Origin of the sequence: Acidovorax sp. JMULE5 (genome assembly GCF_013376875.1) — a bacterium.
GTDB lineage: Bacteria > Pseudomonadota > Gammaproteobacteria > Burkholderiales > Burkholderiaceae_C > Acidovorax > Acidovorax facilis.
On record NZ_CP035951.1, the window covers coordinates 3025159 to 3039200 of the forward strand.

Consider the following 14042-nt stretch of genomic DNA (forward strand, 5'->3'; position numbering starts at 1 on the left):
TGTAGGGAGTAAGCTTGCATTCGAAAAATGGATTTTTCAGATTCCATTTATTGATATCGCGAATATCAACGTTTACCCGTAGCCCATGCGATTCAACAAACTCGACCTGAACCTGCTGGTGGCGCTGGACGCGCTGCTGACCGAACGCAACATCAGCCGCGCGGGCGAGCGCATCCACTTGAGCCAGCCCGCCACCAGCAATGCGCTGGCGCGGCTGCGTGCGTATTTCGACGATGAATTGCTGGTGCCGCAGGGCCGTCAGATGGTGTTGACGCCCCGCGCTGAGGCGCTGCTGGACCCGGTGCGTGAAGTGCTGATGCGCATCGACAGCACCATCGCCGAGAAGCCTCGCTTTGACCCCTCTACCGACACCCGGAGCTTCACGCTGCTGGTGTCAGACTTCACCACCACCGTGTTCATGCAGCCCTTGATCGAGAAGCTGTTTCACGAAGCGCCCGGGGTCCAGGTGCATCTGCGGGCGCAAAACGCCCGCCCCGTGGAGCAGCTGGAGGAGTACGGGGCCGACATGCTCATCATCCCCGAGCAATATGTGTCGGCCAAACACCCGAGCATGACGCTGTTCGAGGAGACATACATGTGCGTCACCTGGACGGGCAACCCTCACATCCAAGGCCAGCTCAGCTTTGACGACTACCTGGCGGCGGGACATGTGGTGGCCGACTACTCCGGCGCGCGGCAGATCCCCGCGTTCGATGGCTGGTTTCTGGAGCGCTTTGGCGTCAAGCGCCGCATCGAAGTCACCGCGCCCACCCTCGCATCCCTGCCTAGCCTAGTGATCGGCACAGCACGCATTGCCACCGTGCACAAGCGCCTTGCTCAACGCGCGCTGCAGTACGGGCTGCCCATCCACGTATGGGAGCCCCCCCTGGAAATCCCGGTGATGCGCCAGACGCTTCAATGGCACCGCCATCGGGACAAGGACCTGGCTCTGCAGTGGTTGCGCGAGCGCGCGATCGAGGTGGCTACGCTTATTTAGAACCTGTTCAAGATTTTTTCAGGGTCGCACAAGGCCCTTGCCGGGATGGGATGCAAGGCGCAAGGCGCGCGAGAAATGTCTTGTTTTGATCGATATCCGGCCCATCGGTACCGGCCACCCCCAGCATGCCCACGCACAATCTCCCCATCCAGCCAGACCCTTCTACGGCCTCACCATGAATTTGCCCCTGCGCCCTCGTGATCTCGCCCTCGCCCTGCTCGTCATCGTCGTCTGGGGGCTGAACTTTGCCGTGATCAAGGTGGGCGTGGCTGACATCCCTCCCATGCTGCTGGGCGCGCTGCGCTACCTTCTGGCGGCGTTTCCGGCGCTGCTGTTCGTCAAGCCACCCAAGGTGCCGCTGCGGCTGTACCTGCTGTACGGTATGACCATGGCCGTGGGCCAGTTTGCGCTGCTGTTCACTGCCATCCACATGGGCATGCCTTCGGGCCTGGCCTCGCTGGTGCTGCAGGCGCAGTCGTTCTTCACGCTGCTGCTGGCCGCCTGGTGGCTGCGTGAGAAATGGCTAGGCAACCAGGTGGCGGGCCTGGCGCTGGCAGGCGTGGGGCTGGTGCTGATTGGCAGTGCACATGGGGCCTCCATGCCGCTAGCGGGCTTCGCGCTGACCGTGGCGGCGGCAGCGCTGTGGGGCTGCGGCAATATCGTGACCCGCGCCGTGGGGCGTTATGGGCCGATGAACCAGTTTGCCTTCATCGTCTGGTCCAGCCTGGTGGCGCCCCTGCCGTTTGTGGCCCTGGCGCTGCTGATGGACGGCCCCAGTGCTGTGCTGGCAGCGGTGCAAAACCTGTCGCTGAAATCCATGACCGCCGTGGCCTACATCGCGTGGGTCTCCACGCTGCTGGGCTTTGGGCTGTGGACCTACCTCATGTCGCGCTACCCCGTAAACCGCGTGGCACCCTTCACGCTGCTGGTGCCGGTGGTAGGGCTGACCACGGGCTGGCTGGTGTTTGGCGAAGCGCTGCAGCCAGTGCACTTTGCGGGGGCCTGGCTGCTGATGGCCGGGCTGGCGGTGAATGTGTTCGGTGGGCCGGTATGGGACAGGCTCAAGGGGCTCGCACGAGAGTCAGTGCGCTGAAATCTTCCAATTGAGACATACACCCGAAGACACAACAACCCGTTCACGCTGAGCTTGTCGATTTGAACGTCCTCCTCGCTTGCACCTGACGTAACGTCATGGTGCATTATTTGGGTCAGGGAGAGTGAACAGCGTGGAACTCAAAATCGGAGAGCTAGCTAAGCGATGCAGTCTGAGCGTCCGGACCTTGCATCACTACGACTCCATCGGCCTTCTGTCCCCGACGCTGCGGACCGCGGGAGGTGCCCGTATCTATGGTTCTCAGGATCTCGCCAGGCTTCATCGAATCCTGGTGCTCAAGGAGATCGGGTACGCGTTGGCCGACATTCGAACGGCTCTGGATGACACGAGGACTGGCCCACTGCAAACCATCCGCCGGCAGATTGACCTCCTCGAGACAAAGGAGAGGAAGGCTCGCGAATTGAGCACTAAGCTCAAACACATCGCCGAGCGGCTGACAGATACAACCGATGCCGTCGGAACAGTCGATTGGTTGGACCTGTTGGAAATGACTGCTCTCTATGAGCAGCACCTCAGCGTGACCGAGGTACAAGCCATGCGATCGCCCGCGACGGGCAGCGCACGCAACATCGAGTCTCAAAGAGATCGCTTGATTGCGGAAGTCCGCCAATGCATGCTTAGCGATGCGCGCGGCGTTAGCCCGCAGGCGCATGCCATTGCATGGCGATGGGTGCGGATGGTGATCGCCCTGACGAGCAACAATCCAGCGCTTGCCAGCAAGCTCAAAACATTGCAGGAGCGCGAGGTGCGTGCGCAGGAGCTCGTCGGTATCGACGCCGGATTGATCAAGTGGATCGGCGAGGCAATCGTTCACGCTCGTGTGGCCCAGTTCTCCAAATACATGTCTGACGCACAAGCGGAAAACCTCCGCAGCCGTCAGCTGGCTCACAAGGACGACTGGCCACCGCTTGTTGCGCAAGTTCGGGAACACATGGCATTGGGAACTTGCCACGACGCGCTGTCGATGAAGTTGCTCGCCAACCGATGGGTTCAGTTGTTTCGCGATTCCTATAGCGGGGGCGACCTCGACCTTGAGTCGAAAGTTCGCTACGCGATGTCGCGGGAGCCCGATCTGCAGCTCGGAGTTGGAGTTGACGACGCGCTGATGCGATACGTGCGCGCCGCAATTGAAGCAACCGAGCCAACATGAAGGTGCTACGAAATCCAAGCCATTGAACACATCGAATGGCGCTCGCCGCGCTATGTCTGCTCGTACTGGTGTCCACGCGGTCGCCAGCGGCCGAAAGACCTGTCAAATCCATCATCCAAGGAGCTCTCGTGCAATCCAGCACTCCACCGTCCGCAGTGCCCCCCGAAGTGGCACGGTATCTTCAGGCCCCGGCTCCCGCAAGCCGGCAATTCGATTTCCTCATAGGTGACTGGGATGTCAATGCGGCGCGGCTAAACCCTGACGGCTCCGTTCTGCTTCGATACCGAGCGACCTGGGCCGCAACGTACCTGAACGAAGGCCGAATGGTCATGGACGACTTCAAGGCGCTTGCACCGGATGGCCGGCCGATCTCGTCGTACGTCACGTTGCGGACCTATTCGGAGGTCAGTGGGCGTTGGGAGATGAGCGGTTTGGCGGCGCTGCAGCCCACTGCGGCCTTGGAATGGCATGGGGCGTGGACCGGCACCGAGATGCTGATAGATGCGACGGGAGTCGATCCCTCAGGCAAAAGCATCAGAACGAAAATCCGATTCAGCAACATCACGCACAACGGCTTTGATTGGGAGAGTGAATCCAGTAGCGACTGTGGCAGGACGTGGACACGAAATGCCTCGCTTGTGGCTACTCGGGTAGACACAAGATAAACAAATGCGGGCAGCACATTGACCCGACGGCCCCCGCCAATCAAACAGCCAGCGGCAGCTCGGTGGTCGAAAGCACATTGCGCAGCACCATGAATGAGCGCACCTGCCGCACGCCCGGCAGGTAGAGCAGTTGCTCGGCGTGCAGGCGATTGAAGCTGTCGTTGTCGCGCGTGCGCACCAGCATGAAGTAGTCAAACTCGCCAGTGACTACATGGCATTCCATGCAACCCGACACCTTGGCTGCCGCCTTTTCAAATTCGGCAAACGACTCGGGCGTGGAGCGGTCCAGCACCACGCCAATCATCACCAGCATGCCCGCACCCACGGCCTGGGGGTTGAGCAGCGCGACCACCTTGTCGATGAGCCCCAGGCGCCTGAGACGCTCCACCCGGCGCAGGCAGGCGGGTGGGCTCAGGTGCACCTTCTCGGCCAATGCCACATTCGACAGCGACGCGTCGCGCTGCAGCTGGCGCAAGATGGCTTTGTCGGTGCGGTCCAGCTCGGCCGAGACATCGGCCTGCGGCACATTCTTGACACAAACTTTTGTTGCGCACATAGATTATTTAACGAAATATTTTTCGCTCATATTCTCTTTCATAAACCTTTAACACTGAAATTCGAACAAATTTTGCAACCACGTGATGCGCGCATTTTTCTACGATGAAGGCACTGCAAGCCCCCGCTTGCGCCTTCTCTTCATCGACCGGAAACCGCCATGAACCTGCAGAAATTTGCCCGCCACCCGCTCACCTTCGGCCCCTCGCCTATCACACCGCTGCCGCGCCTGTCGGCACACCTGGGCGGCAAGGTGCACCTGTACGCCAAGCGCGAAGACTGCAACTCGGGCCTGGCCTTCGGCGGCAACAAAACCCGCAAGCTCGAATACCTCATCCCCGAAGCGATTGCAGGCGGCTACGACACGCTGGTGTCGATTGGCGGCATCCAGTCCAACCAGACACGCCAGGTGGCTGCGGTGGCCGCACACCTGGGCATGAAGTGCGTGCTGGTGCAGGAGAACTGGGTGAACTACTCCGATGCGGTGTACGACCGCGTGGGCAACATCGAGATGAGCCGCATCATGGGCGCCGACGTGCGCCTGGATGCTGCGGGCTTCGACATCGGCATCCGCCCCAGCTGGGAACAGGCCATGGACGATGTGAAAAAGGCCGGTGGCAAGCCCTTCCCCATCCCGGCCGGTTGCTCCGAGCACCCGTATGGCGGCCTGGGCTTTGTGGGCTTTGCCGAAGAGGTTCGCCAGCAGGAAAAAGAGCTGGGCTTCCAGTTCGACTACATCGTCGTGTGCTCGGTCACGGGCAGCACGCAGGCCGGCATGGTGGTGGGCTTTGCGGCCGATGGCCGGGCGCGCAAGGTGATCGGCATCGATGCCTCGGCCAAACCAGAGAAGACCCATGCGCAGATCCTGCGCATCGCCCAAAACACCGCCAAGCTCGTGGAGCTGGGCCAGGAGCTGACCGCCGAAGACGTGGTGCTGGACACCCGCTACGGCGGCCCTGAGTACGGCCTGCCCAGCGAGGGCACGCTCGAAGCCATCCGCCTGTGCGCACGCCAGGAAGGCATGCTCACCGACCCGGTGTACGAAGGCAAGTCCATGCACGGCATGATCGACATGGTGCGCAAGGGCGAGTTCCCCGAAGGCTCTCGCGTGTTGTACGCGCACCTGGGAGGCGTGCCAGCGCTCAACGCCTACAGCTTTCTTTTTCGCAACGGCTGATGCGTCCAGCGAGCAGCACCGGCTGGCACCGCTGGCCGGGCTGTCGTTGATCTGAGTGGCCCTGGCCTCGATGCTGGAGGCCTACGCTTTTCCCCTCCAAGGAGTGCCCCATGAAGTGCTTGCAGATCGACAGACGGCGTAGCGTGATCCACTTGGCAGCAGCCCTCGCGGGGCTGGGACTCGGCACGCCGTGGCTGGCGCACGCCGAGGGCTATCCGACCAAGCCGATCCAGCTCATCGTTCCCTTCCCGCCAGGGGGCGCCGTGGACATCGTGGGTCGGACGATCAGCAAGAAGCTGGGCGACCGCCTCGGCCAGCCCATCGTGATTGAGAACAAGGCGGGTGCAGGCACTGTGGTCGGAGCGGCCTTCGTGACCAACGCGCCCGCCGATGGCTACACGCTGTTGATCAGTTCGGGCTCCACGTTCACCGTGAATCCGGCGCTCAATGCCAAGCTGCCCTACGACCCCGTCAAGAGCTATGAGCCCATCGGCATGGTGGCCCGCGTGCCGCTGATCCTGCTGGCAAACCGCGAGGTGCCCGTGGGCAATCTCAAGCAGCTGATCGTGGCAGTGCAGCGCGCCCCCGACAAGTTTTCCTACGGCTCCTTTGGCAACGGCACCACCGGCCATTTCGCCGCCGAGCTGACGTGGTCTGCCGCTGGCATCAAGCTGATGCACGTGCCCTACCGAGGCAGCGCGCCCGCCATGAGCGACCTGATGGGCGGGCAGATCCCCTTCACCATCGACACCGTGGCCGCAGCGCTGCCACAGCTCAAGGCGGGCAAGATCAAGGCCATTGCAGTCACTGGCGCCACGCGGGCCACGCAACTGCCCGAGGTACCCACGGTGGCTGAAAGCGGCTTCCCGGGCTTTGCCGCCGATTCGTGGCTGGCCGTCGTGGCGCCGCGTGGCCTGCCCGCCGACGCCAAGGCCAAGCTGCACAAGGCGCTGGCCGAAACACTGGCAGATGCCGAGATCCGCAGCAAGCTCATTGCCGCCGGGCTGGAGCCCGCCTATGCGTCGGGCGATGCTGTGCTTGCGCAGATCGAGGACGAGTTGCCACGCATGCGTGCAATTGCACAGCGCGCACAGATCCGCGCGGATTGAACGCCGCGCGAGGCCCCTTGCCTTTGGCCCTTTTGGGCTCTCAGCCCCGCAGCCAGGCCAGCATGTGCGGATAGGCCGGGGTTCCGCCCGGCAGGACCTGCGCGGGCAGCAGGGTGAGCCCAGCAGCGGCCAGGCCCGAGGCGCCCAGGTACACCCCCAGCTCAAAGGTGGTGCGCAACCCGACGGAGCGCCCGTGGTAACCGCCGTCATGGAACAGCACGTCGGAATCCAGCCCCAGGTGCCGAGTGGCCGCCCAGGCCCAGGCCGTGGCTTCGATCTCACCACCGTGGGCCACCTCGGGCAGGTCCTGCAGCGCATCATCCAGGGTGGACCGCAGCGCCGTGGGTACCACCGCCAGGTGGCCCGCTTCGTGCAGCAGGTCTCCGGGCCAGCGCAGCCGCGCCCGGTCCACACGCAGGCCACCCCGCTCGATGCGGACGCCGGGTAGAAAACTGCCTTCGGGGACCTCGGCCTCACAGACCGCAAGGCCGATGCTGCGCAGGAAGGCCAGGATGCGGTCCGTCAATGCGCCGTGGTCCGCCGCTGCCGCTGCAGCGTTGGTGGATTCATCGCGGCTCATGCTTGCAGCAGGTCCGCCACCTGGGTGCGCAGCAGCGCGGGCTGCACCTGGGTCGATGCCACCGGGCGGCCCACATTGAGCCCCACACGGCTGAAAAATCCCCGCCGGAACGGTCGCACCATGGCGCCGCCCTGCTCGATACGGCTGAAGTACGAGCCCCACAAATTGGTCAGCGCCATGGGGATCACCGGGGCTTCAACACCCTCTGCGCGCGCGCGCTCGATGATCTTCATGATGCCGCCCTTGAACTCCTGCAGCTGCCCATCCTTGGTGATTCCACCTTCAGGGAAGATGGCCAGCAGGTCGCCCTCGCGCAGCACCTGCGCGGCGCGGTCGAAGGCGGCTTCGTAAGTCTTGGGGTCGTCCTTGTAGGGTGCAATCGGAATCGCCTTGGCGAGGCGGAACAGCCAGCCCAGCACCGGCACGCGGAAGATGCGGTGGTCCATCACGAAGTAGATGGGGCGCGGGCTGGCCGCCATGAGCAGCACGGCATCGACAAAACTCACATGGTTGCAGGCCAGGATGGCCGCGCCCGCCGAAGGCAGGTTTTCGTCGCCCTGCACCTTGAAGCGGTAGACAAACCGCGACGACACCCAGGCTACAAACCTCAACAGGTACTCGGGCACCAGCATGAAGATGTAGAACGCCACCACCGCGTTGGCAATGCCGGTGAACAGGAAGATCTGCGGCACCGTGAAGCCCGCGCCCAGCAAGGCGCCTGCGATGAGCGAACTGGCGATCATGAACAGCGCGTTCAGAATGTTATTGGCCGCGATGATGCGTGCGCGGTGTGTGGGCTGGCTGCGCATCTGGATCAGTGCGTACATGGGCACGCTGTACAGGCCCGCAAACAGGCTCAGCAGCAGCAGATCCAGCATCACACGCCAGTGCGCGCCCTGGGCCATGAAGGCGGCCAGGCCCATGATCTCGGCAGGGGGCAGGTTGCGCGAGGCGAAGTACAGGTCGATGGAGAACACGCTCATGCCGATGGCGCCCAGCGGCACGAGGCCGATCTCGACATGGCGGCGCGAGAGCACCTCGCACAGCAGCGAACCGATCCCGATACCGATGGAGAACACCACCAGCAGCAGCGAGGCCACCTGTTCGTTGCCGTGCAACACCTCCTTGGCCAGGCTCGGAAACTGGCTCAGGAACACGGCGCCAAAGAACCACATCCAGCTGATGCCGAGCAGCGAGCGGAACACTGCGACGTTCTCGTGCGCCAGTTTCAGGTTGCGCCAGGTTTCCGTGAAGGGATTCCAGTTGATGGTAAGACCCGGGTCGGTGGCGGGCAGCGAGGGAATGAACTGCGCGACCGCGCGCCCGGCCAAGGCCGCCACCACGCAGGCCACAGCCACCGTGGTGTGGCCAATGCCCGGGATGGCCACCAGCAGGCCACCGGCCACGTTGCCCAGCAGGATGGCCACAAAGGTGCCCATCTCCACCATGCCATTGCCGCCGGTCAGTTCACGTTCGTTGAGCACCTGGGGCATGTAGGCGAACTTGACGGGGCCGAACAGCGTGGAGTGCACCCCCATCAGAAAGGTGCACAGCAGCAGGACGGGCACGTTGTCCGTCATGAACCCAAAGGCCGCCACCAGCATGATGGCGATCTCCATGTTCTTCACGAAGCGGATCATCTTTGTCTTGTCGTACTTGTCGGTCAGCTGCCCCGAGGTGGCCGAGAACAGCAAAAACGGCAAGATGAACAGCGCACCAATCACCAGCCCCGCCATCGCTGGCGGTAGCCACGACACGCTGAGCTGGTAGGTCACCATCACGGTGAACGCGAACTTGAAGAGGTTGTCGTTGGCCGCCCCAGAAAATTGCGTCCAGAAGAACGGCGCAAAGCGCCGCTGGCGCAGCAGGGCGAACTGGTTCGGGTCCTCATGCGTCGGCACTGGCGCCGCGCTGGCTGAGGGGGTCTCGGGGTGCATGCGTTTCTCCTCGTTTCCGATGGGTTGGCTTGTTGGAATTTTCCGTGCCCGCACTTCATGCGTCTTCATGGCTCGTCATGCGCGTGATCTGCGGGCAACACCCACGGCGTGGGCGCCATTCTGCCCCGACAGCGTGACGTGCGGCGCGCTCCGTGCAGCACTGTTGCGCAATGCCGCCAGTGCCATCAGCACGGGCCAGGCGGCGCCAGCAGCAAATACATGTTTGATGCTGTGGCCTGACACCCACTGGTGGGTGGCATCAAACACCGCGTGGTCCGCCGCCTCGAACAACTTTGCCACGGCATACAGGCCAATGACCGCGCCCAAGTGCACCGCCAGCGCGCCATCGCGCCGGGGCAGACAGGCCAGCACCAATACCACCAGCATGCCGCCCAGTTGCACTACGGCCCAGGGCATCAGGTTGCCGGTGTGTGCCCACCACAGCACGGCCAACGGCCCCGCCAGCAGCACCGCCCCCGCCATGGCCCAGCCTGCCCGTTCGCTCACGCGGCTGGCCGCCAGCCCCAGCAGTCCTGCAAACGGCAGCACCATGCCCAGCCGGTCCCACAGCAGGCCCGCATCCTGCGGTTTCCAGTGGTAAACGCTGGAGCCCACGGCCGTACACAGCAGCCCTGCAAAAAACAGGGCGGCCAGCGCGCGCGAGGTGGGATCCAGCGCTCCTGGCGCCAACCGGCGCAGCGCCCACAGGCCCCACACCCCTGCGATGGCAAACGGCAGATTGCTGAGTACATCCACCGCGCAAGGAATGCCCCACAGCGCCCGCTGGTCGGCAAAGGCATGCTGGTGTGCGCTTGCGGGCAGCACCGGGCCGAACAAGGCCAGCGCCAGCAACGCGGCCGCGCCCAGCAAGAGAGCTAGTTCAGCGCGGGTCGCGGGCTTGTGGCGCCGGGTGGGGAGAGAAATCAGAGAGGTCATGGTCGTCACATCCGTGGATGAGTGGGGATTGCCGCGCAGTGTGTTCAGCCGCAGTCACCCGGACACCAGAAAGTCGCTCAGAGGGCTACCAAAGCCACCTCAGGTATTGATAATTGATACCAAGGAGCCAAAACCCATGAGCACGACCGCCGACCTCGTCACCGCCCTGAAGAAGGAACTCAAGACCGCGCAGATGACCTACGCCGACCTGGCGTTGGCATTGGGCATGGCCGAGTCCAGCGTCAAGCGCATGCTGGCCAAGGGCGACATGCCGCTGTCGCGCATCGACGCCATCTGCCGCGCACTGGCGCTGGACTTTGCCGATCTGGCGCGGCGTGTGGCCGACGAACAGCCTCTGTTGAAAGAGCTGACGCAAGAGCAGGAAAAAGCCGTGGTGGGCGACAAGAAACTGCTGCTGATGGCGATTTGCGTGCTCAGCCAATGGACGCTGGAGCAGGTGACCACCGCCTACCGCCTCACCGAGGCCGAGGGCATCAAGTACCTCGCACAGCTCGACCGCATCGGCATCATCGAGCTGCGGCCACTGAACCGCTACCGCCTCAAGCTGGCCAAGACCTTTCGCTGGCGCCCGCATGGCCCGGTGATGAACTACTTTCGCGACCACGCGTTGCTGGACTACTTCGCGGGCGGCTTTGACGGCGCGGGCGAAGGCGTGCTGCTGGTGCACGGCAATATCAGCCGCAGCCTGGCCCCCGCGTTCATGGAGCGCATGCAGCGCGTGGCCCAGGACTTTGCCCAGCAGCACCTGGCCGACCAGAAGCTGCCCGACCGCGGGCGCGAGGGCTACACCTTGCTGCTGGCGATGCGCAGCTGGGAGTTTGAGGCGTTTGCGTCCATGCGGCGCTGATTTACTCTTCTTTTGATAGCTATCAGCGCTTTACCAAAAAGCGCTAGAGGCCAAAAACACCATAAATCTATGGTTGAGCACAGCGCCAGCAGCTGTGCTGTGCCACGCCCCCTTGACGCAACAAACAGAAAATACTATTCTTTAAATAACAAATTTTGTTTATTTAAAGATAGTCAAATGAAAACCACCCGCCAGCAACAAGACGCCACGCGCCGCCAGATCGTGGCCAGCGCGGTGGACCTCATGACCCGCCAGGGCTTTGACGGCACGACGATGAAAGACATCGCGCGTGCAGCAGGCATTGGCGACGCCACGATCTACAAATACTTCCCCACCAAGGACCGCATCGTGCTCGGCTACCTGGACGATGTGGCCCACCAGGCGCTGGCCGACACGTTGCAGACGTCCGGTTTCACCGGCTACAACCTCCAGGAAAAGCTTCAGCGCCTGACCGACGCCGTGCTGGAGCGCCTGCTGGCCGACCGCGAATTTGTAGTCCAGGTGCGCAGTCTGGCGCGGCGCTCGCCGCTGTCGATGCTGGCCGAGCCCCTGGCGGCGCGCCAGAGCCTGCGCGAGGCCGTCGCCAGCTTTCTCGAAGCGGCAGAGGCCAGCGGCGAGATCGAGCCCTGCGACTTCAAAGGCATGGCGGGTGGGCTCTACACCGACTACCTGGCCGGTGTGGTGACCTACTGGTTGGCAGACACCTCGGATGAGTTTGCCGACACCACGCAGCTGGTGGACCTTTCGCTGGGTGTGCTGGTGCAGGCGCTGCGTGGCGGGCTCGTCAACCGCGTGCTGCAACTGGGCGGCTTTGTGCTGCGCAGCCAGATGGCCCGCATGGTGCAGCACAGCAGCGGCCTGATGGGGATGCTGCAGCTGGCCAAGCAGGCCATGGCCAGCGCGCCCTACAGCACTCCCCAGGCACACCAGGCCCACACGGCAAACGCCGGTTCACCCGCAGCGCCAGAGCCTTCCAAGCCGCCCCGCACGCCGCGCAAACCACGCGCAGCCAGCCCGGTCCCGCCCCCCAGCACCACCGCCAAGCCCGCCGCCACGCCACGCAAGAGGAAGTCCGCATGACCACCGCCCCCACCGTGCGCGAAACGCAGGTGCCCGCAGGCACCGCCATCCATGCCAGCTTGCCCGGCGCCCATTTTTTTGACGCCTACGAGGTGGCTGACGGCCAGCCATCCCACACCGCCCTGCAGGCCTGGCTGGACGTGGTGGCCCGCACGCCGCGCTGGACACAAATGCTCATGACCGTGCGCAACAAGCTGGTGCGGCTGGTGGGCCTGAAGGACCTGGGGCAACTGCACGATGGGTACCCGCCCGCCAGCGGCAGATCGCTGCGCGAGGCCAGCAGCTACCGCGTGGGCGACCGCGTGGGCATCTTCCGCATCCGCCACCTGAGCGACACCGAAGTCGTGATGGGCCAGGACGACAGGCACCTCGACGTGCAGGTTGCACTGACCAAGCACAGCGGACGGACCGAGACCTCTGGGCCGCCGACCATGGTGCTCAGCACCGTGGTGCACATCCACAACACGCTCGGGCATGCCTACATGGCGGTGGTGACACCCTTTCACCGCCGCATCGCACGGGCCATGGTGCAACGCCTGGCAGACCATGGCACGCACTGAACCGCCGCGCACCGGCCGCCTGGCGCGCGGCACCATCACGGGCATCGCTGCCGCGCGCATCGGGATGGCCCAGCTGGGGCACCGCGTGCGCACGCCATCTGCCCAAGCGCAGGCCGACCACGAAGCCGCCCTCGGCCGCATCCTCTTTGGCGCGCTGGGCCAGTTGCGGGGCTCGGCGCTCAAGGTGTCGCAGCTGCTCAGCATGCACCCCGGCCTGCTGCCCGACGGTGTGCGGCAAGAGCTGGCGCGCGCCCACCACCAGGCCCCACCACTCAACCGCGCGCTGGTGGGCCGCGTGTTCCGCCAAGCTTTCGGGCAGGAGCCCGAGGCACTGTTTGAACACTTCGAACCCACCGCCTTCGCCGCCGCCAGCCTGGGCCAGGTGCACCGCGCGCAGCTGGCAGGCCACGGCACGGTGGCCGTGAAGGTGCAGTACCCCAGCATCGCCGCCACCATCACCAGCGACATGCAGCTCATGCGCGCCGCGCTGCGCGCCCTGGCCCATACCGACATGCCGCTGCCCGCCAACACCGTGGTGGACAGCGTGATGACCGAGATCGAGGCCACGCTGCTGCGCGAGGTGGATTACCTGCAGGAGGCCGAACAACTGCAGTGGTTCGCAGAGCACGCGGCGCTGCCAGGCGTGGTGCTGGCCCAGCCCATCCTGTCGCACACCCGGGCCCAGGTGCTCACACAGCAGTTTCTGCCGGGCCAGCATCTGCAGGACTGGCTGGCCTCGCAGCCCACGCAGGCGCAGCGCGACCGGGCCGGACAGCACCTGTGGGACTGGTTCATGCACTGCCTCTTTGTGCTGGGCCGAGTGCACGCCGATCCGCACCCGGGCAATTTTCTGTTCGCACCCGATGGCACCGTGGGCGTGCTGGACTTTGGCTGCACGCGCAGCCTGTCGGAGCACTTTCGCACCCAGGTGACAAAAGCATGGTCCGCCCTGCTGAGGCCTGCCACCGACCCACAGCGAAACGCGCTGGTGCTGCAGGCCTACCAGGCACTCGGACTCGTCAACGCCAGCCTCACCGTGCCGGCATACACCGCCGAACTCGCGCCCGCACTGGCTGACATGCAGGCCTGGCAGATGGAGCCCTTCACGCAACCGGTTTTCGATTTTGGCGTCAAGACGCCGCCACCCATCACGGCCGGACGGCACCAGCGCATGCTGGGCGAGCACCTGGTGCAGGTGCCCGGCGAGATGCCCGCGTTCGAGCGCATGTGGATGGGCCTCATGCACCTGCTTACGGGGCTGGGCGCGCGCGTCCACACGCATTGCCCCGCCCTTCTTCCTTCATAGGACCCCAC

General features: G+C 64.2%; 14 protein-coding genes. 10 read left to right on the forward strand and 4 right to left on the reverse strand.

The annotated features are described in order from the left end of the window. Positions 1-85: 85 nt before the first annotated feature. The 4 genes from EXV95_RS13650 to EXV95_RS13665 all read left to right on the forward strand — a co-directional run bounded on the left by EXV95_RS13650 (position 86) and on the right by EXV95_RS13665 (position 3926). The gene (locus EXV95_RS13650) at positions 86-997 is read left to right on the forward strand and encodes a LysR family transcriptional regulator (protein WP_176887268.1); all 912 of its coding nucleotides are present in this window, start codon (positions 86-88) and stop codon (positions 995-997) included. Positions 998-1172: 175 nt separating this feature from the next. Next, on the forward strand, positions 1173-2090 hold the full coding sequence (locus tag EXV95_RS13655; RefSeq protein ID WP_176887269.1) for an EamA family transporter: 918 nt from the start codon (positions 1173-1175) through the stop codon (positions 2088-2090). Positions 2091-2223: 133 nt separating this feature from the next. Continuing rightward, positions 2224-3261 carry a MerR family transcriptional regulator gene (locus EXV95_RS13660; protein WP_176887270.1) on the forward strand — a complete coding sequence of 346 codons (1038 nt, stop codon included), beginning with the start codon at positions 2224-2226 and terminating at the stop codon, positions 3259-3261. Between the two features lie 329 nt (positions 3262-3590). Further along, complete coding sequence (locus tag EXV95_RS13665) at positions 3591-3926, forward strand: hypothetical protein (RefSeq protein ID WP_176887271.1); 336 nt, start codon at positions 3591-3593, stop codon at positions 3924-3926. 40 nt (positions 3927-3966) lie between these two features. On the opposite strand, the gene EXV95_RS13670 is transcribed toward EXV95_RS13665, so the two are convergent. Continuing rightward, positions 3967-4482 carry an Lrp/AsnC family transcriptional regulator gene (locus EXV95_RS13670; RefSeq protein ID WP_176887272.1) on the reverse strand — a complete coding sequence of 172 codons (516 nt, stop codon included), beginning with the start codon at positions 4480-4482 and terminating at the stop codon, positions 3967-3969. 159 nt (positions 4483-4641) lie between these two features. Here EXV95_RS13670 and EXV95_RS13675 point away from each other — a divergent pair, with 159 nt between their 5' ends. Together EXV95_RS13675 and EXV95_RS13680 are read left to right on the forward strand one after the other, a co-directional pair. Then, entirely contained in the window at positions 4642-5658 is a 1017-nt protein-coding gene (locus EXV95_RS13675) for a 1-aminocyclopropane-1-carboxylate deaminase (RefSeq protein ID WP_176887273.1), read from the forward strand. Between the two features lie 110 nt (positions 5659-5768). Next, positions 5769-6767 (forward strand): tripartite tricarboxylate transporter substrate binding protein, encoded by a 999-nt coding sequence (locus EXV95_RS13680; protein WP_176887274.1) that lies wholly within the window; start codon positions 5769-5771, stop codon positions 6765-6767. 40 nt (positions 6768-6807) lie between these two features. Here the strand turns inward: EXV95_RS13680 and EXV95_RS13685 are convergent, their stop codons facing one another. From EXV95_RS13685 to EXV95_RS13695, 3 genes are all read right to left on the reverse strand, one after another. Next, the gene (locus tag EXV95_RS13685; RefSeq protein ID WP_176887275.1) at positions 6808-7347 is read right to left on the reverse strand and encodes a hypothetical protein; all 540 of its coding nucleotides are present in this window, start codon (positions 7345-7347) and stop codon (positions 6808-6810) included. Next, entirely contained in the window at positions 7344-9284 is a 1941-nt protein-coding gene (locus EXV95_RS13690) for an MFS transporter (protein WP_176887276.1), read from the reverse strand. The genes EXV95_RS13685 and EXV95_RS13690 overlap by 4 nt, the downstream gene beginning before the upstream one ends. A gap of 75 nt (positions 9285-9359) precedes the next feature. Continuing rightward, positions 9360-10220, reverse strand: coding sequence for a hypothetical protein (locus tag EXV95_RS13695; protein ID WP_255484737.1), 861 nt, complete (start codon positions 10218-10220; stop codon positions 9360-9362). A 136-nt stretch (positions 10221-10356) separates the two neighbouring features. Here EXV95_RS13695 and EXV95_RS13700 point away from each other — a divergent pair, with 136 nt between their 5' ends. The 4 genes from EXV95_RS13700 to EXV95_RS13715 all read left to right on the forward strand — a co-directional run bounded on the left by EXV95_RS13700 (position 10357) and on the right by EXV95_RS13715 (position 14034). Then, a complete protein-coding gene (locus EXV95_RS13700; protein WP_176887277.1) occupies positions 10357-11088 on the forward strand; it encodes a helix-turn-helix transcriptional regulator in 732 nt (243 codons plus the stop codon). A gap of 177 nt (positions 11089-11265) precedes the next feature. Continuing rightward, complete coding sequence (locus tag EXV95_RS13705) at positions 11266-12168, forward strand: TetR/AcrR family transcriptional regulator (protein ID WP_176887278.1); 903 nt, start codon at positions 11266-11268, stop codon at positions 12166-12168. Further along, positions 12165-12728, forward strand: a complete 564-nt coding sequence (locus EXV95_RS13710; RefSeq protein ID WP_121421375.1) for a DUF2867 domain-containing protein — start codon at positions 12165-12167, stop codon at positions 12726-12728. Before EXV95_RS13705 ends, EXV95_RS13710 begins: the two co-directional genes overlap by 4 nt. Beyond that, on the forward strand, positions 12715-14034 hold the full coding sequence (locus EXV95_RS13715) for an AarF/ABC1/UbiB kinase family protein (protein ID WP_176887279.1): 1320 nt from the start codon (positions 12715-12717) through the stop codon (positions 14032-14034). Before EXV95_RS13710 ends, EXV95_RS13715 begins: the two co-directional genes overlap by 14 nt. The last annotated feature ends 8 nt before the right edge of the window (positions 14035-14042 follow it).